25 protein-coding genes are annotated in these 26,012 nt (G+C 53.4%); 16 read left to right on the top strand and 9 right to left on the bottom strand.

Going from position 1 to position 26,012, the window contains the following annotated elements:
• Window positions 1-76: 76 nt before the first annotated feature.
• The 10 genes from def to spoVM all read left to right on the top strand — a co-directional run bounded on the left by def (window position 77) and on the right by spoVM (window position 9,432).
• Entirely contained in the window at window positions 77-565 is a 489-nt protein-coding gene (gene def / locus ACFOLF_RS02350) for a peptide deformylase (protein WP_210047073.1), read from the top strand.
• A 4-nt stretch (window positions 566-569) separates the two neighbouring features.
• Window positions 570-1,517, top strand: coding sequence for a methionyl-tRNA formyltransferase (gene fmt, locus ACFOLF_RS02345; protein WP_210047074.1), 948 nt, complete (start codon window positions 570-572; stop codon window positions 1,515-1,517).
• A gap of 80 nt (window positions 1,518-1,597) precedes the next feature.
• Window positions 1,598-3,043: a 16S rRNA (cytosine(967)-C(5))-methyltransferase RsmB gene (rsmB, locus tag ACFOLF_RS02340; protein WP_210047092.1), complete on the top strand. Its 1,446-nt coding sequence runs from the start codon at window positions 1,598-1,600 to the stop codon at window positions 3,041-3,043.
• A gap of 253 nt (window positions 3,044-3,296) precedes the next feature.
• Window positions 3,297-4,343, top strand: coding sequence for a 23S rRNA (adenine(2503)-C(2))-methyltransferase RlmN (gene rlmN / locus ACFOLF_RS02335; RefSeq protein WP_210047093.1), 1,047 nt, complete (start codon window positions 3,297-3,299; stop codon window positions 4,341-4,343).
• Window positions 4,344-4,347: 4 nt separating this feature from the next.
• Window positions 4,348-5,103, top strand: coding sequence for a Stp1/IreP family PP2C-type Ser/Thr phosphatase (locus tag ACFOLF_RS02330; RefSeq protein WP_210047075.1), 756 nt, complete (start codon window positions 4,348-4,350; stop codon window positions 5,101-5,103).
• A gap of 5 nt (window positions 5,104-5,108) precedes the next feature.
• A complete protein-coding gene (gene pknB, locus ACFOLF_RS02325) occupies window positions 5,109-7,235 on the top strand; it encodes a Stk1 family PASTA domain-containing Ser/Thr kinase (RefSeq protein ID WP_210047076.1) in 2,127 nt (708 codons plus the stop codon).
• Window positions 7,195-8,154: a ribosome small subunit-dependent GTPase A gene (gene rsgA, locus ACFOLF_RS02320; protein ID WP_210047077.1), complete on the top strand. Its 960-nt coding sequence runs from the start codon at window positions 7,195-7,197 to the stop codon at window positions 8,152-8,154. Before pknB ends, rsgA begins: the two co-directional genes overlap by 41 nt.
• 2 nt (window positions 8,155-8,156) lie before the next feature.
• Window positions 8,157-8,801, top strand: a complete 645-nt coding sequence (gene rpe / locus ACFOLF_RS02315) for a ribulose-phosphate 3-epimerase (RefSeq protein WP_210047078.1) — start codon at window positions 8,157-8,159, stop codon at window positions 8,799-8,801.
• Between the two features lie 14 nt (window positions 8,802-8,815).
• Window positions 8,816-9,082: a hypothetical protein gene (locus ACFOLF_RS02310; RefSeq protein WP_210047079.1), complete on the top strand. Its 267-nt coding sequence runs from the start codon at window positions 8,816-8,818 to the stop codon at window positions 9,080-9,082.
• Window positions 9,083-9,351: 269 nt separating this feature from the next.
• Window positions 9,352-9,432 (top strand): stage V sporulation protein SpoVM, encoded by an 81-nt coding sequence (gene spoVM, locus ACFOLF_RS02305; RefSeq protein WP_010345573.1) that lies wholly within the window; start codon window positions 9,352-9,354, stop codon window positions 9,430-9,432.
• Window positions 9,433-9,767: 335 nt separating this feature from the next.
• On the opposite strand, the gene rpmB is transcribed toward spoVM, so the two are convergent.
• Window positions 9,768-9,956, bottom strand: a complete 189-nt coding sequence (gene rpmB / locus ACFOLF_RS02300) for a 50S ribosomal protein L28 (RefSeq protein WP_210047080.1) — start codon at window positions 9,954-9,956, stop codon at window positions 9,768-9,770.
• Window positions 9,957-10,246: 290 nt separating this feature from the next.
• Between rpmB and ACFOLF_RS02295 the strand changes: the two genes are divergently transcribed.
• The 5 genes from ACFOLF_RS02295 to ACFOLF_RS02275 all read left to right on the top strand — a co-directional run bounded on the left by ACFOLF_RS02295 (window position 10,247) and on the right by ACFOLF_RS02275 (window position 15,726).
• Window positions 10,247-10,606, top strand: a complete 360-nt coding sequence (locus tag ACFOLF_RS02295) for an Asp23/Gls24 family envelope stress response protein (RefSeq protein WP_210047081.1) — start codon at window positions 10,247-10,249, stop codon at window positions 10,604-10,606.
• 55 nt (window positions 10,607-10,661) lie between these two features.
• Complete coding sequence (locus ACFOLF_RS02290) at window positions 10,662-12,434, top strand: DAK2 domain-containing protein (RefSeq protein WP_210047094.1); 1,773 nt, start codon at window positions 10,662-10,664, stop codon at window positions 12,432-12,434.
• A 15-nt stretch (window positions 12,435-12,449) separates the two neighbouring features.
• Window positions 12,450-13,304 carry a DegV family protein gene (locus ACFOLF_RS02285; RefSeq protein WP_210047082.1) on the top strand — a complete coding sequence of 285 codons (855 nt, stop codon included), beginning with the start codon at window positions 12,450-12,452 and terminating at the stop codon, window positions 13,302-13,304.
• Between the two features lie 10 nt (window positions 13,305-13,314).
• Window positions 13,315-15,363 (top strand): ATP-dependent DNA helicase RecG, encoded by a 2,049-nt coding sequence (gene recG / locus ACFOLF_RS02280; RefSeq protein WP_210047095.1) that lies wholly within the window; start codon window positions 13,315-13,317, stop codon window positions 15,361-15,363.
• A 75-nt stretch (window positions 15,364-15,438) separates the two neighbouring features.
• Entirely contained in the window at window positions 15,439-15,726 is a 288-nt protein-coding gene (locus ACFOLF_RS02275) for a stage VI sporulation protein F (RefSeq protein ID WP_210047083.1), read from the top strand.
• A gap of 207 nt (window positions 15,727-15,933) precedes the next feature.
• Here ACFOLF_RS02275 and ACFOLF_RS02270 read toward each other — a convergent pair whose 3' ends face one another.
• Entirely contained in the window at window positions 15,934-16,620 is a 687-nt protein-coding gene (locus ACFOLF_RS02270; RefSeq protein ID WP_210047084.1) for an SOS response-associated peptidase, read from the bottom strand.
• A gap of 245 nt (window positions 16,621-16,865) precedes the next feature.
• Here ACFOLF_RS02270 and ACFOLF_RS02265 point away from each other — a divergent pair, with 245 nt between their 5' ends.
• Window positions 16,866-18,101, top strand: a complete 1,236-nt coding sequence (locus ACFOLF_RS02265; protein ID WP_210047085.1) for a DUF2515 family protein — start codon at window positions 16,866-16,868, stop codon at window positions 18,099-18,101.
• A gap of 36 nt (window positions 18,102-18,137) precedes the next feature.
• Here the strand turns inward: ACFOLF_RS02265 and ACFOLF_RS02260 are convergent, their stop codons facing one another.
• From ACFOLF_RS02260 to proB, 7 genes are all read right to left on the bottom strand, one after another.
• Window positions 18,138-19,259 carry a MerR family transcriptional regulator gene (locus tag ACFOLF_RS02260; RefSeq protein ID WP_210047086.1) on the bottom strand — a complete coding sequence of 374 codons (1,122 nt, stop codon included), beginning with the start codon at window positions 19,257-19,259 and terminating at the stop codon, window positions 18,138-18,140.
• Between the two features lie 107 nt (window positions 19,260-19,366).
• Window positions 19,367-20,014 carry a methylthioribulose 1-phosphate dehydratase gene (gene mtnB / locus ACFOLF_RS02255; protein WP_210047087.1) on the bottom strand — a complete coding sequence of 216 codons (648 nt, stop codon included), beginning with the start codon at window positions 20,012-20,014 and terminating at the stop codon, window positions 19,367-19,369.
• A gap of 1 nt (window position 20,015) precedes the next feature.
• Complete coding sequence (locus ACFOLF_RS02250; RefSeq protein ID WP_210047088.1) at window positions 20,016-20,714, bottom strand: 2-hydroxy-3-keto-5-methylthiopentenyl-1-phosphate phosphatase; 699 nt, start codon at window positions 20,712-20,714, stop codon at window positions 20,016-20,018.
• A complete protein-coding gene (locus ACFOLF_RS02245; protein WP_210047089.1) occupies window positions 20,711-21,943 on the bottom strand; it encodes a 2,3-diketo-5-methylthiopentyl-1-phosphate enolase in 1,233 nt (410 codons plus the stop codon). The genes ACFOLF_RS02250 and ACFOLF_RS02245 overlap by 4 nt, the downstream gene beginning before the upstream one ends.
• Entirely contained in the window at window positions 21,936-22,820 is an 885-nt protein-coding gene (proC, locus tag ACFOLF_RS02240; protein WP_210047090.1) for a pyrroline-5-carboxylate reductase, read from the bottom strand. Before proC ends, ACFOLF_RS02245 begins: the two co-directional genes overlap by 8 nt.
• 19 nt (window positions 22,821-22,839) lie before the next feature.
• A complete protein-coding gene (locus ACFOLF_RS02235) occupies window positions 22,840-24,087 on the bottom strand; it encodes a glutamate-5-semialdehyde dehydrogenase (RefSeq protein ID WP_210047091.1) in 1,248 nt (415 codons plus the stop codon).
• A gap of 486 nt (window positions 24,088-24,573) precedes the next feature.
• Window positions 24,574-25,689 carry a glutamate 5-kinase gene (proB, locus tag ACFOLF_RS02230; protein WP_210040360.1) on the bottom strand — a complete coding sequence of 372 codons (1,116 nt, stop codon included), beginning with the start codon at window positions 25,687-25,689 and terminating at the stop codon, window positions 24,574-24,576.
• Window positions 25,690-26,012: the final 323 nt, after the last annotated feature.

Genomic DNA, 26,012 nt, shown 5'->3' with positions numbered 1-26,012 from the left:
TGAGTTATGGCTTGAATTGCTCGGTTTCCCCGAGCATTCAGGTATAACCACGCAATAACTTTTAGGAGGAACGGTTGTGGCAATACGTCTTATTGTGAAGGATCCGGATCCTGTTTTGAGGGAGAAGGCGATTGTTGTTACCAAATTTAATTCGAATTTGCATAAATTGCTGAGAGATATGGCGGAAACGATGTATGATGCTGATGGAGTGGGGCTTGCCGCTCCGCAGGTCGGCATATCCAAGCGGGTTATCGTGGTTGATATCGGTGATGATCATGGGCTTATTGAAATGGTCAATCCGGAGATTGTGGAGGCCGAAGGGGAGCAGTTCGGTCCTGAAGGCTGCCTCAGTATTCCGAATCTCAATGGAGATGTCCGCCGTGCCCAGCGTATTCGGGTAAAAGGCTTTGACCGAAACGGAGAACCGTTCGAAATGGAAGCGGCGGATTTTCTGGCACGGGCGTTTCTGCACGAGATTGATCATCTGAATGGAGTGCTGTTTACGGACATTGCCGATGAGATTTATGACGCGGCATCACGTCCGCGACCACCACGCGAGGAGTGACGCTATGCGTATTGTATTTATGGGAACGCCGGAATTTGCCGTTCCTTCACTAGAGGCGCTGATCGGCGCCGGGCATGAAATTGTACTCGTTGTCACCCAACCAGACCGTCCCAAAGGACGCAAAAAAACATTGACGCCGCCTCCGGTCAAGGATGCGGCGCTTCTGCGCGGTCTGCCTGTTGAGCAGCCTGAACGGCTGAGAACCTCTGAAACGGTTGCCCGCATTGCCGGACTGAAACCGGATCTCATTGTGACGGCAGCTTATGGACAGATTTTGCCTAAGGCTGTGCTTGATGCGCCGCGTCTGGGTTGTATTAACGTGCATGGCTCCCTGCTGCCCAAATACCGGGGAGGTGCGCCGATACAGCGTGCCGTCATGAACGGTGAGAAAACTACGGGAGTCACCATCATGTATATGGCTGAAGGACTCGATACCGGTGATATGATTAGCCGTATAGAGGTGCCAATTAACGATGTAATTACGTCCGGCGAGCTGTTCGAAGAGCTCAGCAAGGCCGGTGCGGAGCTGCTTATGCGCACGCTGCCATCGATTGCCGATGGCACGGCAGTAGCGGTGCCGCAGAATCACGACGATGCCACCTATGCCCCGAATCTGACCAGAGAAGATGAACGGATTGACTGGACCCGGTCAGCCGGAAGTCTATATGATCAGGTGCGCGGACTATCGCCGATGGCTGGCGCTTTCACGCTTCTAAATGGGGAAACCTTCAAAGTGTGGGGCTGCCGGCCGCTCCCACCGACTGCAGCATCCGGCGGGCAGCCGGGAACGGTGATGAAGACGGATGAAAAAGGCATATTGGTGCAGACGGGTGAGGGCATGCTGCTGCTTACTGTCATTCAACCGTCAGGGAAGAAAGCCATGCCTGCATCCGAATGGCTGAAGGGTGCGCGACTTGAAGCAGGTACAGTTTTTGGAGGCGTCCAATTGTGAATAAACCGGATCAGAACGATTCCGCAAAGGTTCAACAAGCCGGGAAAACACAGCAGGGAAAAAAATCATCCCGCGGCCCAGTGAATGCTGTTAAAGCTTCAGGGTCAAAGAAGACGGGATCACCTCACCCCAGCAGAGGGGACCAGCGCAAGCCCAGGCAGCATACCGCCCGGGAGATAGCGCTTCAAACTCTTGTCAAAGTTGCCGAGGCCGGAGCCTACAGCAATCTGCAGCTGAATCGCGCTCTGCAGGATGCACAGCTGACGCGCCAGGATGCAGCGCTTGCGACTGAGCTGGTCTACGGGAGCATTCAGCAGCAGCGTACGCTTGATTACCGTCTGGAGAAGCTGGTTGCCAAAGGGCTGGACAAGCTGGCCCCATGGGTTCATCAGCTGCTTCGCATGAGTGCGTATCAGCTTCTGTATCTGGACCGCATTCCCGCGCATGCAGCAGTTAATGAGGCGGTGCAGATCGCAAAGCAGCGGGGTCACTCCGGAATTTCCGGAATGGTCAACGGAGTTCTGCGCAATATGCTTCGCAGGCTTGCCGAGATGAAGCTCCCGATCGAAGAGATTGATCCCGTCAGGCGCATCGGCCTCACCTACTCCTATCCCGACTGGATGGTCAGAAGATGGATTGAGTCCTATGGAGAAGCGGTCGCGGAAGAGATATGCAGGGCAGGCAATGAATCTCCCCATGCCAGCTTGCGTGTGAACTCGCTCCGGCTTTCTGAGGAGAAAGCAGCAGAGCTTCTTGCCAAAGAGGGAATTCAGGCGTCACCGTCCAAGCTTGCGGCAGGCGGACTGGTTGTGAGCGGCCATGCCGGCAATTTGACACAGCTTGCGGCTTATGGAGAGGGTCTCTGGTCCCTGCAGGATGAGAGCTCGATGCTTGTTGCCCAGGTGTGCGCGCCAAAGCCGGGTATGACTGTTCTGGATTGCTGCTCCGCTCCTGGCGGCAAGACGACTCATCTGGCTGAGCTTATGGACAACTCGGGGCGGCTCATCGCCAATGACCTGCATCCTCACAAGCGCAAGCTGATTGAAGACCAGGCAGAGCGGCTTGGCCTCACTGTGGTCGAGGCTGTCAGCGGGGATGCGTCCGATCTGGCGAGCCGATATCCCGGGGCTGACTTTGATGTTGTACTGCTTGATGCTCCATGTTCGGGTTTTGGTGTCATTCGGCGCAAGCCGGAAATCAAATGGACGAAGTCGCCTGAGGATATTGAATCGATTGCCCGGCTGCAGCAGCGTCTTCTGGATGAGGCGGTCAAGCTTGTAAAGCCCGGAGGCACATTCGTATACAGCACCTGCACAATCGAAAGAGAGGAAAATGAGGCGCAAATGGCTTCATTTATGCAGAGGCACCCTTCCTTTGTTCCCGATGCCGACTGGCCGCAGCAGGTCCTTGCGCCTCTTCGTGAGGCAGGCGTGATCGGTGTAGATTTTAGTGGTGCGGTTCAATTGCTGCCGCAGCATTTTGGCAGCGACGGCTTTTTTATAGCCCGGTTCAAACGAGCGAATTAAAGCCGTATCCAAGCCAGCAGAACAGCTGTGAAATCGTGCATAAACGCGTGAAATTGACGCCCAAGGCGGCCTCTGTGGTCTGTCATGGGCGTTTGTGGTAAAATAAGCGATGGCAGGTAAGAAGAAACACTTCCCACCGTCTTCTGGCGGCGAAGTCAAGTTTCTTCACTCTATAATATCAGGTTAGTTAATTTCCTTTCTGATGATTCAAGAAGACTGCCTATTCCATAATATAAGAAACAGGTGTGAAATGATGAAACCGTTCATCTACGACTATACGATTGACCAATTGCAAGATTGGATGAAAGAAAACGGAGAACCCGCTTTTCGCGGCACACAGCTCTTTGAATGGCTTTATGTCAAACGTGTGATGAGCTTCGAGGATATGACGAATCTCTCCAAGGGGCTGCGCCAGAAGCTTGACGATCAGTTTCAATTCGTGACGCTTTCCGAAATTACGCGTTTCGAATCCAAGGATGGAACCGTGAAGTTCCTGTTTGGCCTGCATGACAACCATGCGATAGAAACGGTTATTATGCGCCACAGCTACGGCAACAGTATTTGCGTGACGACCCAGGTAGGCTGCCGCATCGGCTGTACCTTCTGCGCCTCCACGCTTGGGGGACTGAAGCGGAACCTGACGGCCGGTGAAATCACGGCTCAAGTGGTGAAAGCGCAGCAGATGCTTGATGCAACTAACGAGCGCGTGTCCAGCATCGTCATTATGGGCTCCGGAGAGCCTTTCGAGAATTATGATGCGACCATGGCATTTCTGCGGGTCATGATCCATGAGAAAGGCCTCAATATCGGTCAGCGCCATATTACGGTGTCAACCAGCGGTATTGTGCCAAGCATGTACAAGTTTGCCGAAGAGAACACCCAGATCAACTTGGCCATCTCCATCCATGCCCCCAATGACAAGCTGCGCTCCAAGCTGATGCCGGTCAACCGCCGTTTTCCGTTTGAGGATGTCATCGAGGCCTGCCGCAATTATATCGCCAAAACCGGAAGGCGCATTACGTTTGAATATGCCCTTATTGGCGGTGTGAACGATCAGAGTGAGCATGCCCAGGAATTGGCAGATGTGCTCAAAGGCATGCTCTGTCATGTCAACCTGATCCCGGTCAATCACGTGCCAGAGCGTGATTATGTCAGAACCCCGCGCGAGCAGATTTTTGAATTTCACCGGGTACTGGAACGTAATAATATTAATGTGACGATCCGCAGAGAACAAGGTCATGATATTGCGGCAGCCTGCGGACAACTACGCGCCAAACATATGGACGGAGCGGTGGGGTGAATATATGAAGATAGCTTTTCGCAGTGATATCGGACGGATAAGACTCGTGAACGAGGACCGGGGATATGCGGAAATGACGGAAACCGGCATTGCCGTAGCCATTGTAGCTGACGGCATGGGCGGTCACCAGGCTGGCGATGTAGCAAGCCAGCTTGCAGTCGAGACGTTCCGCGAAGCCATGCAGGGAACATCTGCGGAGCTGTCGATGGACGAGAGGAAGATGCTGATCCGCCAAGCGATTTTGCAGGCCAATGAGGTTGTATTTGATATGGCTTCCCGCAATGATCAATACCATAATATGGGAACGACAGTGGTTGCGGCGCTGCTGCAGCCGGACAATGGCGTAATTGGTCATATCGGGGATAGCCGGGCGTACAAATGGCGAGACGGGGTACTAACCCAACTGACCGTAGATCATACGCTGGTCAATGAGCTTGTTAAATCGGGACAAATCAGCGTGGAGGAAGCAGCCCGGCATCCCAGACGCAATGTGCTTACCAGGGCTCTTGGCACCGACGCTGATGTGGAGGTTGATGTAAAGGGCTTGTCATGGCTGCCCGGCGATCTGCTTCTGCTTTGCAGCGACGGTCTTACCAATATGGTCACCGAACAGGAAATAGCCGAGACGATTCTCCAGGAGGAGCTCGACTTGGAAGGGAAAGCGGACAAGCTCGTTGAGCTGGCGCTGCTGGCCGGCGGGGACGATAATATCACGGTCGTCCTGCTGCATCATGCCGAAGACACAGAGCAAGAGGAGTGACCGACATGATTGGACATGAATTAGGCGGTCGATACGAGATCATTACCCGCATTGGCGGCGGGGGAATGGCTCTCGTATATAAAGCCCATGATATTTTGCTTAACCGCAAAGTTGCCGTCAAAATTTTAAGGCAGCAGTTTGTGCACGACGAGGAGTTTATCCGCCGGTTCCGCCGGGAAGCCCAATCCGCAGGAGCCTTGTCTCATCCCAACGTGGTGAGCATTTACGATGTAGGGCAAGAGGACGAAACCCATTATATTGTCATGGAATATGTTGAAGGTCACAACCTGAACGAAATTATTCAGGAGCGGGCGCCGCTGCAGCCCGAAGAAGCGGTTCGCATAGCCATTCAGATATGCGATGCGCTGGAGCATGCCCATCATAACCAAATTATTCATCGGGACATCAAGCCTCATAATATATTAATAGGCAAGAACGGACGTGTGAAAGTTACCGATTTCGGCATCGCCCGTGCTGTTACTTCCTCCACGATTACACAAACGGGCTCGGTGCTGGGCTCGGTGCATTATTTCTCCCCCGAACATGCCAAAGGCATAAGCACCGGAGAAAAGTCGGATCTGTATTCACTGGGTATTGTGCTGTATCAGATGCTGACCGGCAAGCTGCCATTTCTTGGCGAGAGCCCGATCAGCGTCGCGCTCAAGCATCTGCAGGAGACATTCGAAGAGCCGAGGGTGGTCAATCCGTATATCCCGCAAAGTGTTGAGAATGTGATTTTACGGGCGATGCGTAAAAATCCGAGTGAACGCTATAATTCGGCAGACGAGATGCTGCGCGATCTGGAAACCTGTCTGCAGCCCGAGCGTCTGAAGGAGCCTAAGATCACTTTTGTCAGCGGTTCGGATTTTGAAGAAACGCGCGTGATGCCGGCTATTCGCGGCAGCATTATCGATACGCTGGCGTCGACTGGAGGGAATGGGCGTGGCGACAAGGCGGTATCGACCGATACGGAGGAGAACCGCTGGGATTCCACAGGACTTGTTGAAAGCAAACGCAGGCGCAGATGGGTCAAGCCTGTCATTACAGTATTTGTAACGTTGATTGTCATTGCGCTTGTTTTCTGGGGCGCGAGAACGGTGCTGAGCTGGTTCGATATCGATGAAGTGGACGTGCCTTATGTGATCAGCAAGACAGAGGCGGAAGCGCGCCAGAATCTCGAGCAGGTTGGCCTGAAGGTCGAAGAGCCCACCGTATACATGGAAAAGGCGGATATCCCGGAAGGAACGGTCTACGAACAGTCCAAAGTCAACCAGAGGGTTAAGGTAGGCTCCTTCATCAAGCTGTATGTGAGCAAGGGACCTAAGCTTGAAGGCGTAGAGGATTACTCAGGAAAGACCTATACAGAGGTGGTGGATTCGCTCATCGCACTGGGTGTTTCTGAGGAGCGGATCAGCAAAGAAGATGTATTCAGCGACCAGGCAACCGGCACGGTCACCGAACAGACGCCGGCAGCGGGCCAGCAGTTCGATCCGAAGAAAGCTACCTTTGCCTTCAAGGTCAGCAAGGGCAAGGAGACCTTCCCCATGATTGATGTAGTGGGCAAAAGCGAGAAAGACGCAATAGCAGCGCTGGAAGCAAAAGGTCTGGTAGTCAAAGCTAAGGATATCGTCCGCGAGGGCAGCTATAAAGAAGAAGGAACGGTTCTCACCCAGTATCCGTTTGAACCGGATGCGCCTGTATCCAAAGGTGATGAAATCACGCTGACGATCAGCTCCGGATACCCTGAGGATGCACTCGAATACACATTCAATATTACGGTTTCGCCAGCAATTGCAGGACAGCCTAGTGAAGTGCGCATTACATATACCGATGCGCGCGGGGAAAATATCGAGTGGGGCAAGAAAACCATTAATGACACTGAGACCTTCAATGTAAAAGTTGTACTGGATCCGAATACGGAAGCGATGGTTTCGGTATTTCGGGACGGGCAGTTTGCCGATACTTTTGCCCGCACCTATGAAGAAGTGAAGGCGGGGGCGGATTCTACGCCGGATACCATACCTGGAATGGCACCGCCACCGGAAGATCCGCCTGTGGATCAACCGGACCAAAACGAGGAGACTGACATAAATGGCAACCAAAGCACGAACACAACAGACCAGCCCCAGTAAGCGGGAAGAACATGTCGGTCGGATTGTAAAAGCGCTTAGCGGCTATTATTATGTACTTCCTGAAGAGGATGCCGCGGGGACAAAACCGATTCAATGTCGTGCCCGCGGCATCTTCAAGAAGCGCGGTGAATCGCCGCTTGTCGGCGACATGGTGCTCTATGAGCGGACGGAGAATGGCGAAGGAACGGTCGATACGATCCTGCCCCGGAGTTCGGAGCTTGCGCGTCCTCCGGTGGCAAATGTCGATCTTGCTGTCCTGGTTTTTTCCGTTACAGAGCCAGCTCTTAATCTGCAGCTGCTCGATAAATTTCTTGTCCACATTGAGCATGCCGGAATTGAGGCCATGCTCTGCCTCAGCAAGCAGGATTTGACCGTGGAAGGCGAGGAAACGGAGCAGGCGCGTCAATCCATGGATGAGGTGCTTCGAATATACAAACCGATCGGATATGATGTAATCACCACAAGTTCGAGGCTTGGCGAAGGAACCTCTGAAATGATGGAACGGCTGCACGGTCATATCGCCGTATTCGCCGGTCAATCCGGTGTCGGCAAATCCTCTTTGCTGAACGCGCTGGTTCCAGGCCTATCGCTTGAAACCAATGCAATCAGCGCCAGGCTGGGAAGAGGCAAGCATACAACCCGCCAGGTCGAGCTGATCCATACAGGAAGAGGTTATGTGGCAGATACACCGGGGTTTAGCCAGCTGGATTTTACGGAGCTTGGCATTGATGAGCTGGGAGATTGCTTTCGGGAAATGCGCAAGCTTGCGCCTTCCTGCAAATTCCGCGGCTGCACGCATCTTCATGAGCCTGACTGCGCCGTTCTGGAGGCGCTGGAGGCCGGCGAAATTGCCCCTTCCAGACATAAAAATTACGAGCATTTCATGAATGAAATGAAAGAGAGAAAGCGGAGGTATTAAACATGTCGCTTATTGCACCATCGATTCTGTCGGCAAACTTTGCGACATTGGGAGAAGATATCAAAGAACTGGAGCAGGCCGGCGCGGATTGGATTCATATTGATGTGATGGACGGACATTTTGTCCCGAATCTCACATTCGGGCCGGTTGTCATAAGCGCTGTGCGTCCATATACAAAGCTGCCGTTTGATGTCCATCTGATGATTGAACAGCCGGAGAGATATATTTCCGACTTTGTACAGGCAGGGGCTGATCGAATTACGATTCATGCGGAGGCGTGTGTTCATTTGCACAGGGTCGTGCATATGATTAAAGAAGCGGGCTTGCCTGCCGGGGTCGCACTTAACCCCTCTACCCCCGTTAATGTGCTGGAGAACCTGCTCGAAGACCTGGATTTGGTGCTGATTATGACCGTTAATCCCGGTTTTGGCGGACAGGCATTTATCCCGCAATCTGTAACCAAGCTCAGAGCGCTGCAAGCGATGCTGCTGGCCCGGGGCCTGCATGACGTTCATGTGCAGGTTGACGGAGGAATAAACGCACAGACATCGCCGCTCGTCCAGGAAGCCGGTGCCAACGTACTGGTAGCCGGAAGCAGCGTGTTCTCACAGAAAGACCGCGCGGCTGCCATAGCCGCGTTGCGCTAGGAGGGCCAGGATCCATGGGAGAGCGGATAAAAAACGGCCTGCTGATCTTTATATACAGCCTGGGAGCAGGCCTGATGCTTGGTTTATTTTCCACCTTCAAGTCGGGAATCAATATCGTATTCTCTCTGCTTGCGCTGGTGATCGGAGTATTATTTTTTCGCAAATTCCCAAAAATCGGGTCACGCATTATTTTTATCCTGCTTGCGGTGTTCTTTTTCTTCTTGTTTGTCATCATCATTGCCATGGTAAGCTACATGAAAGCTAATCCTATTCAACCTTAACAGGTGAAGGGGCAGCTCACAACATGAGGAGCCCCAAGTTGGAATAGGACAATCCGGAATTGCATAGGATGGTTACATGAACGAACGTTCTTGTAGCCTTTTTTTTATGTCGTAATGTCCCAGCGTATGGGAAGGCGAAGAGAGCTGTTTTTCGAGAACAGGTTAACTGCGGCTTTCTCTAGGATAAGGACGGTTCACGATGTGCGTCAGGTTTCCACAGCAGCAGGAACTCGCAATTGTTGTTGTAAGCTTTGGAGGAGGGGTGGAGCATGAAATTTTACACAATCAAGCTGCCGAAATTTTTAGGTGGATTCGTCAAAGCGATCTTAAATACGTTCCAGAAAAACTAGCCCCGCTGGTCTTATGCAGAGCGCGCTGCAAGGACTTGCGTGCGCGGGTAGCGCGCAGGAAGCATAGGCCGGCCGTGCCACGGACGGCTGTTTTCTGTGTAGAGATACCAGGATTGAATTGAATACCGGGGCTCGACTTGCTGTGCGTCGCGCAGCTTCTGGAAGCAACCGTAAGTTCATAGCTGTTGGAATACAAAAAAAGCACCTGAACGGATTCGGGTGCTTTTCCATGAAATATGAGAAAGGTTAACGTACTCCACGCTTTGCTTATATTTCAGAGGGAAGAAAGCTGATTCCGCCGCCAGAGGACGGCGTCACCTATTTCTTCTTGGCGATTATACGCGGGTTACTTTACCGGCTTTCAGAGCGCGAGTGCTGACATAAACGCGTTTTGGCTTGCCGTCAACAAGAATGCGAACCTTTTGAACGTTGACGCCCCAAGTGCGGCGGTTTTTATTATTGGCGTGAGAAACGTGATTACCCGTTCCTGGGCTTTTGCCCGTAATAAAACATTTGCGTGACATGAAAATACACCTCCTCAGGATTTTTTGCGATCCTGTTTGAATTACAATTCAAAGAATACAATTAAGCTTTTGTTCACAAGAAGAATTAATTAGCTCCTTGCAAATAAACACACTTAAATATAATAGCATATCCTCCAGTATCCATCAAGCACCTGCCCAGGGGATTTTCTTTCGGGAGACGGAGCAATTAGCAGAAAATTGACGTAAAATGGGGTCTATACTTCTAAAACGTCGTTATTTATAGTACAATGTTGTTTAGTCCATAATAGTTAAAGAAGGAGTGATTTTCCATGCCACTTGAGCTTAACTCGGAAGTAGGGAAAGTTTTCATAACCGATCATGTAATCTCTGTGCTTGCCGGCTCGGCGGCGTTGGAGTGTTATGGACTGGTTGGCATGGCTTCGCGCAAACAGCTTAAGGATGGGATCACCGAATTGCTCGGCAGGGATAATCTGTCCCGCGGCGTCGAAGTCCGCCGGGAGAACGAACGCGTACATATCGACTTATACATCATTGTGAGCTACGGAACAAAAATTTCGGAAGTCGCACACAACATCCAGTCAAAAGTAAAATATGTGCTCAACGAAGTGGTTGGTCTGGAAGTGGACTACGTACATATTTTTGTCCAGGGCGTACGTGTATCTCGGTAGGAAGGGGCTAGGGCACTTGAATAAACGCTTGATTAACGGGTCTGACTTTTCGGGAATGGTACTCAGCGGAGCAGCATTTCTGCAGCGGAACGTGGAACGTGTAAACGCGTTAAATGTGTTTCCGGTACCCGATGGAGATACCGGCACCAATATGAATTTAACGATGACCTCCGGAACGAATGAACTACAAAATAAACCTTCTCCGGCTGTGGGCAAAGTTGCGGAAGCGCTTTCCAAAGGGCTGCTTATGGGCGCCAGGGGCAATTCCGGCGTTATTCTATCGCAGTTGTTTCGTGGTTTTGCGAAGAGCGTATCGGCTCTTGAAGAGGTGAACACCGTGCAGTTCGCCGCAGCTCTGCAAAGCGGTGTAGATATGGCCTATCGCGCTGTGGCAAAGCCGGTAGAAGGAACGATCCTGACCGTTGCGAAAGAAGCGGCGAAGCATGCGGTTGCCTACGCCAGGCGTTCAAACGATATGATTGATCTGATCCGCGAGCTTCATAGCAAAGCTGACGAGGCGCTGTCGCGTACGCCGGATCAGCTGCCTGTGCTAAAGCAGGTAGGCGTCGTGGATTCGGGCGGACAGGGACTTGTTTATATTTATGAAGGATTTTTGGATGCATTGGCTGAACAAACGAAGGATAATGATTTTCAAAGAATCCGGTCTGATTATTACGAAGTACAGCGGCCCGCGGCGCCGGTATTGCAGAAGCAGCAGCCGGCAAGCGCCCAGTCGCGTCTATCAACGGAAACCATTGAATTCTTATACGATATGGAATTTTTCATCAACCGCAAGCTTGCCGGACCTGGTGTGCGGCGATTCGACGAGACCGCGTTCAAGCGACTGCTTTCCCGGGACGGCGACTCTCTCCTGGTCATCACCGATGACGAGGTGATCAAGGTCCACGTGCACACGCGCAGGCCCGGAGATGTGCTCAATTATGCTCTACCCTACGGCGAGCTTACGGATATTCATATTCTCAATATGCGCGAGCAGCACCGGGAGCTGATGAAGGCCGGTGAAACCGCAGAGATTCATGAAGAGGCCTGGCAGAGAGCGGGGGTGAGCGAGTCCATAAGCGTAGAGGATGCAGCGCTTGGACTTGCCGTTCCCGAGGTCTTGACCGGCGCGCCTGCTGATTCCGTACCTGTTGAGCAGGCTCATGAATGGGCTCCGTACGGAATTATCGCCGTTGCCATGGGTGAAGGGATCAATTCGATTTTCCTCGAAAACAATGTCGATATCGTGTTGTCAGGCGGACAAACCATGAATCCTTCGACGGAGGATTTTGTAAAAGCGATCGAGTCGCTGTCCGCAGACCAAATTTATCTGCTGCCCAATAACGGGAATGTCATTCTGGCAGCGGAGCAGGCGGCGGAGCTATCCGGAAGAAATGTGACGGTCGTGCCGACGAGAACGATTCTGCAGGGTCTTGCAGCTATGCTGGCTTTCCGTGATGAGCATTCTGCCGCTGTGAACGGGGAAGCGATGGCGGAGGCCGCCCTTCAGGTGCGCTCGGGACAAGTCACGCATTCCATCAGGGATACGACCATTGACGGCATCGAAATACGCGAAGGAGACTATTTGGGTATTTTCGAAAAAGCGATTGTCAGCGCCACACCCAGCCTGCAGTTGACCTGCAGGGAGCTTCTGACGCTGATGCTGGAGAACGGCGGTGAGCTGATCACGGTATTGACGGGAGAGCCGGCTGACAAAGCAGAGACTTCGGAACTGGAAACTTGGGTGCGGGAAACCTATCCGGATGCCGAGCTTGAGGTGCATGAGGGCGGACAACCGCTTTATCCTTATCTATTTGCAGTTGAGTAGGGGGTAGAACTGGATATGGGCACGGTCAAAATTGTGACAGACAGCACGTCGGATATTCCCAGGCGGGTTCGGGAGCAGCTTGGCATCGATATGGTGCCGCTGAAGGTCATGTTCGGAGAGCAGACCTATCAGGATGCCGTCTCGATCGGAAATAATGAATTTTATGAGAAAATGGCGGCTTCACAGTCCTTGCCCACAACTTCACAGCCTTCGCCTGTTGAGTTTATGGAGGTTTACAGCCGCTTGACCAAGCAGACGCCTGGCGTATCGGTTATTTCCATTCATTTGTCATCCGCGGTCAGCGGAACTTATCAATCCGCTTCTTTGGGGGCCTCCTTGCTCGAAGAGGAAGGCGATATCACAGTAATCGACTCCAAGTCAGCCTCCTACGGATTTGGAATGCTTGTCGTAAAAGCGGCGGAAATGGCGGCGGCGGGGAGCTCCAAGGAAGAAATTCTGGCGGAAATTGACCGTCTGGCCAAAGACCGGAGATTATATTTTCTGGTGGATACGCTGGAATATCTCAAAAGAGGCGGCAGAATCGGTAAAGCGGCAGCGCTGTTCGGGTCGATCTTGAATGTGAAGCCGATCCTGTCTCTGGATGATAGCGGTGAAGTGACTGCGATCGATAAGGTCCGGGGACAAAAAAAAGCGATGCAGCGGGTCATCGATCTGTTCAAACAGGATTTCGGTAATGATCCCATTGAAATCATGGTCGCCTGGGCCTACAAAAGCGATAACGCACTGGAGCTTGCAGCGCTTGCCCAGGCACAATTGAATGTGCGCAATATCAAGCAAACGGAGATCGGCGCCGTCATTGGAACGCATGTCGGTCCTGGTACCGCCGCATTATTCATAAATCGGGTGTGAAAATAGTATGATGAGGCTTGATCAGATAGCGGTTCGGCAGGCCAAAGGCGTGAGCGCTCAAAAGGAACAGGAGCTTCACGCCTTTGGCGTCCATACGATTGCCGACTTGTTGGATTATTTCCCTTTCCGGTATGAGGACTACCGGATCAAAGGACTGGCGGAAACGAAGGACGGGGAAAAAGGAACCGTTCAAGGGAAAATTATGAGCGTTCCCTCGCTGCAGCGTTACGGGCGTGCCAAATCGCGCTTGACCTGCAAGGTGATGGTGGACGGCCTGCTGGTGACGGCGGTGTGGTTTAACCGGCAGTTTCTGCAGGATCAGCTGACTCCCGGCCGGGAAATCATCTTGACGGGCAAATGGGAGCAGCGCAGACTGCAGCTTACGGTCTCCGACTCGGAATTCCCGGATAAGGGCACAGCGCGCTCAGGGACGCTCCAGCCGGTCTATTCCGTCGGGGGCAGCATTACCCAGCCCTGGATCAGGAAAACCATTAAACAGGCGCTGGAGCAGTATGGGGCGATGATTGAAGAGGTGCTTCCGCATGTGCTGGTGGACAAGCATCGTCTGATGCCGCGGCGGGAGGCGGTGCAGCGCATCCACCATCCGGATGATACATCGGAAGGACAGGCGGCCAGGCGCAGACTGGTATATGAAGAGTTATTCCTCTTTCAATTGAAGCTGCAGGCCTACCGCTCATTAAACCGGAAGCGGATGGATGGAATCGCGCATGTCGTCGACGCGGAATCCATCCGGATGTTCGCCCAGACGCTGCCCTTCGAGCTGACGGACTCACAGAAGAAGGTCGTCAATGAGATCCTGACCGATATGCGGCAGCCCTCCTGCATGAACCGTTTGCTGCAGGGCGATGTTGGCTCCGGCAAAACGGTGGTCGCCGCCATTGCGCTCTTCGCTGCAGTCAAAGCCGGCCATCAGGGGGCGCTTATGGTGCCGACCGAGATATTGGCCGAGCAGCATCTTCGTTCGCTGCAGCGTTTATTTGAACCGGTGGGGATGGAAGTGGGTTTATTAACCGGCAGTTTGACCGACCGCAAGAAAAAGGATGCCGTCGCCAGCCTGCAAATGGGCTTAACCGATATTGTCGTCGGGACCCACGCCATCATTCAGGAAGGCGTCAATTTCCGCAGTCTGGGTCTTGTGGTAACGGATGAGCAGCATCGGTTCGGCGTCAACCAGCGGAGCATTCTCCGCAGGAAGGGCCTGAACCCCGATGTGCTGACGATGACGGCTACGCCGATTCCGCGGACGCTGGCGATTACAGCCTTTGGCGATCTGGATGTCTCCACGCTGCGCGAGCGGCCTCAAGGCAGGAAGTCGATCCAGACCTACTGGGTAAAGCACGGGATGCTGGAGCGCGTTTTCGGATTTATCAGGCGTGAGGTGGATGCAGGGCGGCAGTCTTATTTTATATGTCCGCTCATAGAGGAATCGGAGAAGCTTGACGTGCAAAACGCCATCGATCTGCATGTCCAGCTGCAGCAGGCATTTCCCGATTTGGCAATCGGTCTGCTCCATGGCAGACTGCCGGCCGCGGAGAAAGACGAGGTTATGCGCTCATTCAGCGATAACCGCATCCATGTGCTCGTGGCCACGACGGTTGTCGAGGTCGGTGTGGATGTGCCGAATGCGACGCTCATGATCATTATGGATGCCGAGCGCTTCGGACTGTCGCAGCTTCATCAGCTCCGCGGCCGTGTGGGCCGTGGCGGCCATCAATCGTACTGCGTCCTCATTGCCGATCCCAAATCGGAGACAGGCCGTGAACGGATGAAGGTCATGACGGAGACGGACGACGGATTTGAAGTGGCCCGGCGCGATTTGGATTTGCGCGGACCCGGCGATTTTTTTGGAACCAAGCAAAGCGGCGTTCCCGACTTCAAGCTGGCCGATATGGCGGCGGATTTCGAGGTGCTGGAGATGGCCCGCGACGATGCCGCTGACTTGACGGGGCAGGCGGATTTCTGGACGGCGGCGGCATACGAAAGGCTGCGCGCGGTGCTCAGGCAGGATCAACTTTTTCAGGGCGAATTGTTGGACTAGTTTTTTTCAGCCCGTCTATGGCATATAGTACTACGATTGGCTTTTCAAAGCCGGACGGAGGTGCTAAAACTGCTGATGAGCTACACAAAATACGGGATTCGGCCCGAATTGGTCGAGCGCGTCAAAGTGAAAATGAAAAACCAAGCTACCAAGGATCGTGTCAAGAAAGCGCTGGATGGTTTGAGCAAATCGGATTTGCAGGACCGGACGAAGGTGCGGAAGCTGGTCCGTACCACGGCGGGAATTTTACAGGAGCCGCTCACGCAGGTACAGGAGGATCAGATGATTTCATTTGTCCTGGGACAGCGCATAGATCCTAAGAATACGATTCATCTGATTAAATTATGGGCGATGTTCCGTTAGACCGGCAAACCTGGCGACCGGATCAGTGCGTATCCTGAATTGCGATCGTGTACATTCTAACCACTGCCAATGAGTACTCAAAAAAAATGCATCAGAAGCAAAAAGCCGCTCCCATCGCGAGGGAGCGGTTTTTTGCTGTTCATGGAATTACGAATAAGTGGACCGCCCCTGCGCAGCAGCAATGGAGCTTATCCATCTATTTCAGCATCAGGGCGTACTGTCGTCAGCCAGCGGTTCAATACAGGCGGGTTCATCGAAGGATACCCGGCCTACGTCCGTAGTAACAGGATAAGCGCGGAGCTCGTCCGCTGAAAAAGGCATCAACATTTGGCTCAGCCGTTCACGGTCCTGAAACGTCCGATCCAGCCAAGCCTGCTCATCCTCCTGTTTCAGGATGACCGGCATCCGGTGGTGGATAGGCTCCATAAGCTCGTTGGCATCCGTCGTCAGAATTGTACAGGTGCTGAGCTTCTGCCCATCGGGATAAAGCCATGTATCGTACAGGCCAGCCATGCTGAACAGGCTGGAATTGCGGAGAACAATCCGCATCGGCTGCTTGCCGGCCGCATCCTTGCGCCATTCATAGAAGCCGTCGGCAGGCAGGATGCACCGTTTCCGCTGAATGAGTTTTTTGAAGGCCGGCTTGTCCCATACGGTCTCGGAGCGCGCATTCAGCAGCTTGCCGCCCATCTTCGGATCATCCGCCCATGAAGGGACCAGCCCCCATTTCAGCTCGCCCAGCCGGTTCTTCTTGCCGTCGTGAATGATGGCGGTCACCATCTGTCCCGGAGCGACGTTGTACTTGGGATGATGAAAGGGGATGGCCGTATCAAGATTCCAGTAGCGCAGCATTAACTCCTCGATGGATACCGTTATGGTATAGCGTCCGCACATAAGCCAATGCGCCTCCTTATTCAATAAAATCAGTTCAGATGACAAATGAGCCTGCTCCGTTGGCTGGCAAGCCGCAGTCCTTCAAGAAGGGGGCCTCCTGAATGGCTAACAGCGCCCCGGCTTGCCCATACTGATAAATAATAGCAGTGTAAAGGGGCGGCAGGATGGGGACTGGGAATTTGGCGGATCAGCATTCATTACTAAAACGAGTATACCAAATAATCAAAAACATAATAAAGCTCCCTATGAAAGCTATCCGATTGTTGGAGGAGAAGAGAAATGCCCGGAAGCTGTCGCGGCGCCTGGCTGATACGGCCAAGCTTCCCCGTCTGCACGAGGATTCGGTACGCAGGCTTCATACAGCCTGGACGGAGATGAATAAAGCTGCTGAATCGGATCGGGCGGAGCATTCAGGCAAACACAAGGAAATCAACAAGGCGGAGCGCACTTTGCTTTATCGGATACAGCTTGATGCCGAGCGGGCCAACCGCAACAATATGACGCGCACAGAGGCTTACCGAGCCATTTATTTTCGCTGTCCGGAGCTGCATTGGGCGCTGCTTGCTCATATGGTTTCCCGCAATGGCGGCTGGAACATGACAGACCTGCAGGGGGATTTGCTGCCAAGACTGCTTCCTGAAGAGCAGCGGCGGTCAGATTTTCTTCTGTTGGAGCGGGCGAATGCGCTGATTTTCTCGGATGCCTATCCCCAGCTGCTGCTGTATGAGGCGGGGAAAAGGAACGGCATGAATTACTCGCATCTCCTCCCGGAGCTCGGAGTATCCAGCTTCATGAGCTGTGTATGGGCTCAATTCTGGCAGCGTAAAGAGACAGCGCTGCTGACGACGGCGCTCATCGTGAACGAACAGCATTTCATCGAAAAGCGTGTGGTGGAGCAGCCTTTCTACAAGGAGCATGTGCTGAGCAAGCTTGTTTTTCAGCTGCAATCCCCGCTTCAGACCAATGCGGTATTTATGCCCTACGGTTCGCCGGTGGCTGGGCAGATGAAGCTCGCCGGGCTTGTGCTTGAAGACTTCAGCAGCCTGCAGGAGCGGATTGAATTCGGTAAACGGCTGTATGCGATTCTATTCGGAGTGCCGGAGGTATTCGAAGGCGTGCTCGCTTTTGTGAGGGCAGTTCCCCATACGGGCTCCAGGGCCGATTACGCTCCGCATTTGTTTGCTTCCAGGAGAAGCGGCGGCCGGCAGCCCAAGCGATATTCCGAGCGTCTGAATGGATGCGGGCTCATAAACGGCGCCAAGCCGCTTTACAGCCCAGTGCTCGAGGCAGCCTGGTCCGACGAGCCCTTCGAACGGGCGGGCGGTGAGGATTGGATGCAGTGGGCAGGGGGGATCGAGCAATATTTTGAAAGCCTGCCTTTGCCGCCGATTTTTGAAATTACGAATGAACACTGCCTGGGCATTAACAAAGTTGAATTGGCGGTGATGGGGGCGGAGCGTCTCCAATCCGGGATGCCGTGATAATTCGAGGCATGGTTAAAATGGCAGCATAACCATTCATGTTCGGTTCCGTCTTTGTTTGTGGGCAAAAATGATCCACAGCGAGGGCGTGAGCGTTGGCATAATGGTTTCATAGCCAAGCTGTCCGAGCCATGCGGCCACCTGCTTGGGGTCGGTTGGATATTGTGCTGGCGATTTCGCTGGAGGATCCGCCGGGGATGATTCAATCACAACACCCGCCAGACAAAGACGGCCGTCAGGCAGCAGCATACGATCCATTTCGGCCAGAGCCAGCTGCTGCTGACGCTCATCCAGATAGTGCATGGCAAATGCGCAGGAGGCAAAATCAAATGCCGCTCCCTGGAAGGGCAGCGCGAGCAGATTTCCCTGCTTTGCTTCGATTTCAGGCAGGCTTTTGCGCAGAAGGGCGAGCATTTCCACGGATTGCTCTACCGCCGTTAATACAGCCCCCGACCGGGCCAGACGGGCGGTCAGACTGCCGGTTCCCGCAGCGAGGTCAATCCCGCGATCGCCAGAGACAGGATCGATCCACTGCGCAATAGCATCATGTGCAAGCTGATAGTCTTGTTCATTCACCAGCGGGTGAAGCGCCTGAAGAACGGCCAGCTCGCGATGGCTCGAGGCCAGACGGTCATAATCCCATTGATCATGCCAGGAGCTTCTTACGGCTGACAATTGCCTGATTTCGGCAGCGGTTGATTCAAGCTCCGTTAAAGTCAGATCCTGCCGGACAAATCCTGATGCAAGCATACTGTCCAGAGCCTGCAGCGCTTGCGAGAGACGGGACCATTCCTCGTAGATCGCTTTTCTGGCTTCATCCAGTTTGCCAAGAAGCGCGAGAGAGGCATCTTTCCGGGTATGCGAGGATATGCCGGGAGCATGATCCGGGATGTCTGTGGAATCCATGGAATCCGAATCTTCAACTGCCCGGAGGAATGGCCGGGCAGCGGGAATCATGTCGCTGATCGCAGCCAGGGATAAGCCCAGCTCCCGCAGCGCAATAATCCACCGCAGACGCTCAAGGTCGTGCTTCCTATAGATGCGATATCCGTTCACAGGGGATTTGTCCGGCGCGATCAATCCTTTTTCTTCATATAAACGAATGGCCCGGGGCGTAGTCCCGAGCCATTTTGCGGTTTCATGGATGTACAGCGGCATATGAACCATCTCCTTCATATCCGATTGTAAACGTTGACCCTGCGTGAAGGTCAAGCGCCATCTATGCCGCCCAATCCGCCGGATGAAGTATGCTGCGGAATGATTCCTTATTTTCGCTGCAGCAGCTCCCAGCGGTATACATATTCGAACAGAAACTCGAATGCCTCCAAATGCCGTTTGGCTTCAAAAGCATTGGCGCCCCAGGCATAGATGCCGTGCTTGCGCAGCATGATGCCGGGAATTCGCGGATCCAGCCGGTCAGTGATCTCTGGAACGATGCTTGGAATGTGAGCGAAATTTGAGACAATGGGAATTTCAATATGGGCTTCTTCCTCCCAGATATTAAAAGCCTTGATCAGCTCCACGCCGTCAACAGGGATCGATTTGCGGTCCCAGAACAGCTCTGATATCACATTATTCATAACAGTGTGGACATGGAAGATGGCTCCGCATCCGGTTAGCTTGTAAATCTCGCAGTGAATCAAGGTTTCTGCGGATGGCTTTAACCTGGTGGTTTCGCTGGGCGACCCGTTCTGATCGACGAACAGAAAATCCTCCGGCGTTGAGAGCGACTTGTCTTTCCCGCTTGCCGTTATGGCAAAGTTGAACGAATCGGATGCAAATTCTCCTGCCCGGATGGACAGATTGCCGCTTGTTCCGGCGAACCAGCCGCGGGAAGCGAATAAACGCTTGACCTCGCCAAGCTCGGCCAGAACCCGTTGTTTCTCTTCTGTAGCAATGTCTGCGAACATCATGTTAATGGGAATCCTCCTCATGTTTAAGAACGGCAATCACATCATGAAACGTCTCAAATTCATTATAAGGCAGTCCAAGCTCCTTGCATTTGCTGATCAGGTGGGAACGGGCAAATACGACATCAGCCAGTTTGGCCCCTTCAAAATCCGTTACGCTGTCGCCTATCAATATCCGCGTGTACGCCTCAGAAGGAAAGCGCCTGATGATGGTCGTTTTGCACATGCCGCAGTCGTTGCTGCAGTTTCCGTCGCAGGGATGAGGCCAGGTGATTTCGATCTGCTCTCCTGTAAAATCGCTGCCGTTGCAGTATATATGGTCCTCGGCAATGCCAAAGGGAGCAAGCAGGGGATATACAAAAAAATCAATCCCGCCGCTCGTTACATAAAATTCGATATCATGGGCTTCGCTGTATGCCAGCAGATCGCTGAAGCCCGCACGAATGCGCGCATTGCTGATTGCGTATTCCACAACCTCTTTTTTTCGCGCTGCCGGAAGCAGACGGAACATCTCGCCGACACCCTCGCGGATGGATTTGCGCTGTGACACGACATCATCGACGATCTGCTCCCAGCCCGGCGGATTGAAATGCCGCACGATGGCCACGATATTGTCGTTCTCGGTAATAGTCCCGTCAAAATCGCAAAAAATGATGCGCTTTTTCCCTCTGACCGATACCGGATTCGTTATTTCCAGGCTCATTCCTTATACCCCCAGCTGGCGATGGCCGCTTTCAAAGCTTCTTGTCCCGGCTGCTCCGCTGCCGTTGGCAGTGAAATTCCGGCAAGCGTTGCCGCTATGGCCTGACGGAAAGCTTGTCCGCCCGCCGCTGTCCCCATGGGATGGCCATGAATGCCGCCGCCCGCGTTGACAACGACTTCCTGTCCAAAGTCGCGCAAAATAAGCGGAACGAGTCCGGGATGGATACCCGCAGAAGGGACGGGAAAGCTGGACGGAACGGGGAGGCCGGGATCGACGAGAGCTGCCTGGACAGCGAGATTTTCTTCTCTAGGCATAACAACAGAGCCGTAAGGCGAAGGGAAGAGCACCAGATCGGCCCCGGCAAGACGCATCAGCTTGCCCAGCAGCAGCGGGGCGGAGATCCCATAATGCGGCGACGGATAGAAAGCGCCTGCCATGGCGGGATGGGCGGCGATCGGGACGGTGATATCCGGGTCGCAGCTCAATTCATGCAGGGCATCGTAGCCATACGCCAATACATTGAACAGGAGCGCATTCGCGCCTGCACGGATTGCCCGTTTGGCATTAGCGGCAAGCTGTGAGGTCGGCCCCGTCAGATTGACTGCATACAGGAGCTTCTGTCCGGTTTCACGTTCCGCCTGACGCGCGGCATCCATACAAACCTCTACCCGTTTCTCCAATGGAGTCAACGGGTTCTCGAAGAGAATTTCGTCATCCTTGATCAAATCGACTCCGCCCAGGGCCTGCTGATAAAATTGCTCCCGCAAATTGGTCAGGTCATGGCCGATGACGGATTTGAATATGCTCATCAGCAGAGGGCGGTCGTGGACGCCAAGCAGCTTCCTTACCCCGGCAATACCGAATTTGGGGCCGGGGAATGCCGAAGTGAAAGCTGAGGAAAATTGAAGATCCAGCAGCTTGATTTTGCCATCCATCGACAGCTTGCCGAATACGGTGACGAGCAGGGCGGGGAGATCCCGGCTGAAATTAATGTCTGGATACGCGATCTGGAGGTCGGCAAACCGCTCGCCGGGCACCGCACCTTCCGGCTCATGAACGGTGACGGCTATGACACGCCCAAGATGCTTTTCCATCTCCGCCTTGCGGGCTTCGGGCAAATCGGTCCAGCTGCCAACGGTCAGCCCGACAGCAATGCCCTGGGCTTTCTTGTGAAAATCAGCTTTATCGTCATAACAGCGGTAAGTCGCGATGCATACCTGATCACTCATGAGTTGCACTCCTCTCGATGTCTTTGCCCATCTCGGCGGCGCGGTCGGTGGCCCGCCCTATCGCATGGACGAGGGCTTGAGTGAAGCCGTGCGCGTCAAGCGTCTCTATTGCGGCTTGTGTCGTTCCGTTGGGGGAAGTCACTTTTCTTCTCAGCTCCGCCGGATGCTCATGGGTCGCCTTGACCATATGGGCGGCGCCCAGAACGGTCTGGATCGTTAATTCGCGGGAAGCCTCCTCGCTGAGACCGCGGCCGCGGCCGGCTTCGATCATCGCTTCCATGACATAATAAATATAAGCCGGACCGCTGCCCGAGAGACCTGTCACGACATCCAGAAGATGCTCCTCGACGACTGCCGTCATGCCGACGGATTTGAACATGGCCTCTGCGAGGCTGCGCTGCCCCTCGGATACCGTGGAGGAGAAGCTGATGCCGGTTGCGCCAAGACTGATCGTGCTTGACGTATTGGGCATCGTACGGACAATGTTCATCGGCTGGCCCAGCAGTGTTTCCATCGTATGAATCGACAGGCCGGCGATAACCGAGACGATCAATTGATCGGGACGAAGCACATGGCGCAGCTGCTTCAAAGCCTCAGCGGCATCCTTCGGCTTTATTGCCAGAAATACGATATCGGCTTCGCCGATCATGGTTGTTTTGGCTTCATTATCAAACGCGGCCTGAACGCCGTAACGCGCGGCAAGCTCGTCAAGCCGGGATGCATTCTGGCGATTGATCATACCAATCTGTCCGGGTGCGGTCAGCCCCTGGTCCAGCAGGCCGCGAACAATCGCTTCCGCCATCGATCCCGCACCGTAAAAGCACAACCGGAGCGAACTGATCTGCGGAGAAACACCGGCAGAGAATAATTGTGACATTTTAAAGATAACCTCCTCATCAACCTCTGATTTGCCCGCTGCCGGAAATTAGGAATTTTGTTGTCGTCAGAGCCGGAAGGCCCATAGGACCACGCGCATGCAGCTTCTGCGTGCTGATGCCGATCTCGGCGCCATAGCCGAATTCAAAGCCATCTGTGAAGCGCGTGGATGCATTATGGTAGACAGCTGCAGCGTCGATCTCCTGGAGAAAACGCGCGGCATTCGCTTGATTCCCGGTGACGATGCACTCCGAGTGCATGGTTCCATATTTCCCGATATGAGCAAGCGCTTCGTCCAGATTATTTACTATTCTGATGTTTAGAATGTAATCATTGTATTCAGTGGCATAATCCTCTTCGGTTACCGCTTTGGCCTTAGGAATAAGTGCGGAGGTCCGTTCGCATCCGCGAATTTCAACATTGGCGGCTAATAGCCGGTCAGCAAGCAATCGCAGATGATCTGGGGCGAACGCTTCATGCACGAGCAAGGTTTCCATCGAATTGCATACGGATGGGCGCTGTACCTTCGCATTGAAGGCAATATCGGAGGCCATTTGCGGATCGGCGCTCTCATCGACGAAAGTATGACAGATTCCGGCGCCCGTTTCTATAACCGGCACAGTCGCATTGTCCACGACATTGCGAATCAGGGAAGCACCGCCGCGGGGAATAACCACGTCGAGCAGGCCATTGAGTTTAAGCATTTCATCCACAGATGAGCGGTTGGGATCCTCTATCAGCTGAATCGCGTCAGGGGGCAGCGCCGTCTCCTCCAGTGCGCCGCGCAGTACTTCAATGATCCTCCGGTTCGATTCGATGGCAGCCGATCCGCCGCGCAGGACAACGGTATTGCCTGTTTTGAGGCAAAGGCCTGCGGCGTCTACCGTGACGTTCGGACGCGCTTCGTAAATCATGCCGATTACACCAAGCGGCACGGAGATTTTGGTAATCTGCAGGCCGTTGGGACGGTCGAAGGATTCCAGAACCTGACCTGCCGGATCCGGCAGCCCGGCAACGAGACGCAGCGCGTCTGCTATTGCCGCAACCCGCTGCTCATTCAGTTTAAGCCGGTCCAGCAATGATTCACTCGTTCCGTTCTCACGGCCGCGTTTGATATCAAGCCCGTTGGCCGAAGTGATCGAGGCATGCTCGCGAACGAGCGCATCGGCCATGGCCAGCAGGGCAGCATTTTTTTGCTCTGTTGTCATCCGGTTCATTATGGCAGCCGCTTGCTTGGCAAGGGCCGCCTTCTCGCGTACTTCACTCATTTATAGTTCCCTCCTAAGAGTTTTACTGTGATCCATCATGGGATATACTTCTTCGTTGAACAGGAAAACTCACTTCGGAAGCATAGGCTTTAGAGTTTTACTGTGATCCATCATGGGATATACTTCTTCGTTGAACAGGAAAACTCACTTCGGAAGCATAGGCTTTAGAGTTTTACTGTGATCCATCATGGGATATACTTCTTCGTTGAACAGGAAAACTCACTTCGGAAGCATAGGCTTTAGAGTTTTACTGTGATCCATCATGGGATATACTTCTTCGTTGAACAGGAAAACTCACTTCGGAAGCATAGGCTTTAGAGTTTTACTGTGATCCATCATGGGATATACTTCTTCGTTGAACAGGAAAACTCACTTCGGAAGCATAGGCTTTAGAGTTTTACTGTGATCCATCATGGGATATACTTCTTCGTTGAACAGGAAAACTCACTTCGGAAGCATAAGCTTTAGAGTTTTACTGTGATCCGTCTATCCGCTGAACGATACCCATTCATCGCGGTGTATGACTTCAATCCGGTTGACTTCAACCCGCCGGCGGACCTCCTGCGTGCTGAGCCCGGCGACGGCCTGGATTTGCCATGCGGCATAGTTCACGACACCGCGGCCGATGGTCTGCTGCTGCAGATTAACGACTTCCACGACGTCGCCGGGATGAAACTCGCCTTCGATCTCCCGGATCCCCGCAGGAAGCAAGCTTTTTCCGCCCTGCAGAAGGGCTTTCTCGGCGCCTTCATCCACGATAATCCGTCCCTGGGTATGCGAGTGGAAGCCTACCCATTGCTTTTTCATAGGCAGATTATGCAGACTTGTATCAAAATAAGTGCCTTTTCCGCCTCCTTCAACCGCAAGCTGCATATCTCCGGGCTCAAGAACCCGGCCGATAAAGGCAGGCACGCCTCCGCGCATGGCAATCCGGGCGGCTTCAATTTTCGAGCGCATGCCGCCAGTGCCAACGGAAGATCCTGAGCCGCCGGCAAGCTTGACGAGATCTTCGGAAATAACCTCTACCCGGTCAATCCGGATCGCCTCGGGGTTGATTCTGGGATCCTCTGTGTACAGGCCGTCCGTATCGGTTAAGATGAGCAGCCGCTTGGCTTTTACAAGATTGGCGACCAACGCGGAGAGGGTGTCATTATCCCCGAATTTCAATTCGTCCGTTGCAACCGTGTCATTCTCGTTGACGACCGGTACGGTCCGCTGTTCCAGAAGCTCCTCAATGGTCATTAATGCATTCTGGATTCGCCTGCGGTTGGAAAAGTCGGCACGGGTGAGCAGGATTTGCGCAACACCGATTCCGCCGCTTGTACCGTAGGCTGAGAAGGCCTCCTGATAGGCCTGCATCAGCAGAGCCTGGCCTACAGCCGCAGCTGCCTGCTTTTCATGAACAAGCTTTGGACGCGACCGGTACCCAATTTTGCGGAAACCCGCAGCCACTGCGCCGGAGGTGACGAGCAGCACCTGATATCCGGCATCATACAGCGAAGCCAGTTCACGGGAGAAGAAAGCAATCCGTTCCCGGTTCAAGCCGCCTTCATCCGATGTCAGCGAGCTGCTGCCGATTTTGACCACGATTCGTTCCGTCATTATCGCAAATCCTTTCCCCTGAATAAAATAAAAAAACTTCCGCCCTCTACATAAATAGAAAGGACGAAAGTATAACCTCCGCGGTACCACCTTAATTAAAACGGTCTTGTACTCCTAAAAGGAAAACAAGCCGCATTCGCTTCATCAAGCCTGATAACAGCAGGTGCTGTCCGGCTCATCGCCGGCCGTTCCGGGGCGGGATTTCTGCATTGGTCGGGTAAATTCTCGCAGCTGACGAATTTACTCTCTGTGCACGACTCAAACCTGCGTACTGTTCCCCATCACAACGTTCGTGTTCAATTAAATCAAGCATATCATGATCT

It is taken from the genome of Paenibacillus sepulcri, from assembly GCF_042647105.1.
GTDB classification, from domain to species: Bacteria; Bacillota; Bacilli; order Paenibacillales; family Paenibacillaceae; genus Paenibacillus_Z; species Paenibacillus_Z sepulcri.
The sequence above is the reverse complement of the archived record's forward strand: the minus strand, read 5'-3'. Positions and strand labels throughout refer to the sequence as shown.

Coding starts and splice junctions, on each gene's coding strand:
- spoVM (WP_010345573.1), top strand. CDS start 9,352: ATGAAATTTTACACAATCAAGCTGCCGAAATTTTTAGGTGGATTCGTC.
- ACFOLF_RS02250 (WP_210047088.1), bottom strand. CDS start 20,714: ATGAGCCTGGAAATAACGAATCCGGTATCGGTCAGAGGGAAAAAGCGC.
- fmt (WP_210047074.1), top strand. CDS start 570: ATGCGTATTGTATTTATGGGAACGCCGGAATTTGCCGTTCCTTCACTA.
- ACFOLF_RS02285 (WP_210047082.1), top strand. CDS start 12,450: ATGGGCACGGTCAAAATTGTGACAGACAGCACGTCGGATATTCCCAGG.
- ACFOLF_RS02265 (WP_210047085.1), top strand. CDS start 16,866: ATGAAAGCTATCCGATTGTTGGAGGAGAAGAGAAATGCCCGGAAGCTG.
- ACFOLF_RS02295 (WP_210047081.1), top strand. CDS start 10,247: ATGCCACTTGAGCTTAACTCGGAAGTAGGGAAAGTTTTCATAACCGAT.
- ACFOLF_RS02330 (WP_210047075.1), top strand. CDS start 4,348: ATGAAGATAGCTTTTCGCAGTGATATCGGACGGATAAGACTCGTGAAC.
- pknB (WP_210047076.1), top strand. CDS start 5,109: ATGATTGGACATGAATTAGGCGGTCGATACGAGATCATTACCCGCATT.
- rpe (WP_210047078.1), top strand. CDS start 8,157: ATGTCGCTTATTGCACCATCGATTCTGTCGGCAAACTTTGCGACATTG.
- mtnB (WP_210047087.1), bottom strand. CDS start 20,014: ATGATGTTCGCAGACATTGCTACAGAAGAGAAACAACGGGTTCTGGCC.
- ACFOLF_RS02235 (WP_210047091.1), bottom strand. CDS start 24,087: ATGAGTGAAGTACGCGAGAAGGCGGCCCTTGCCAAGCAAGCGGCTGCC.
- ACFOLF_RS02260 (WP_210047086.1), bottom strand. CDS start 19,259: ATGCCGCTGTACATCCATGAAACCGCAAAATGGCTCGGGACTACGCCC.
- ACFOLF_RS02245 (WP_210047089.1), bottom strand. CDS start 21,943: ATGAGTGATCAGGTATGCATCGCGACTTACCGCTGTTATGACGATAAA.
- ACFOLF_RS02270 (WP_210047084.1), bottom strand. CDS start 16,620: ATGTGCGGACGCTATACCATAACGGTATCCATCGAGGAGTTAATGCTG.
- rpmB (WP_210047080.1), bottom strand. CDS start 9,956: ATGTCACGCAAATGTTTTATTACGGGCAAAAGCCCAGGAACGGGTAAT.
- recG (WP_210047095.1), top strand. CDS start 13,315: ATGAGGCTTGATCAGATAGCGGTTCGGCAGGCCAAAGGCGTGAGCGCT.
- ACFOLF_RS02290 (WP_210047094.1), top strand. CDS start 10,662: ATGGTACTCAGCGGAGCAGCATTTCTGCAGCGGAACGTGGAACGTGTA.
- rlmN (WP_210047093.1), top strand. CDS start 3,297: ATGAAACCGTTCATCTACGACTATACGATTGACCAATTGCAAGATTGG.
- ACFOLF_RS02275 (WP_210047083.1), top strand. CDS start 15,439: ATGAGCTACACAAAATACGGGATTCGGCCCGAATTGGTCGAGCGCGTC.
- proB (WP_210040360.1), bottom strand. CDS start 25,689: ATGACGGAACGAATCGTGGTCAAAATCGGCAGCAGCTCGCTGACATCG.
- proC (WP_210047090.1), bottom strand. CDS start 22,820: ATGTCACAATTATTCTCTGCCGGTGTTTCTCCGCAGATCAGTTCGCTC.
- rsgA (WP_210047077.1), top strand. CDS start 7,195: ATGGCAACCAAAGCACGAACACAACAGACCAGCCCCAGTAAGCGGGAA.
- ACFOLF_RS02310 (WP_210047079.1), top strand. CDS start 8,816: ATGGGAGAGCGGATAAAAAACGGCCTGCTGATCTTTATATACAGCCTG.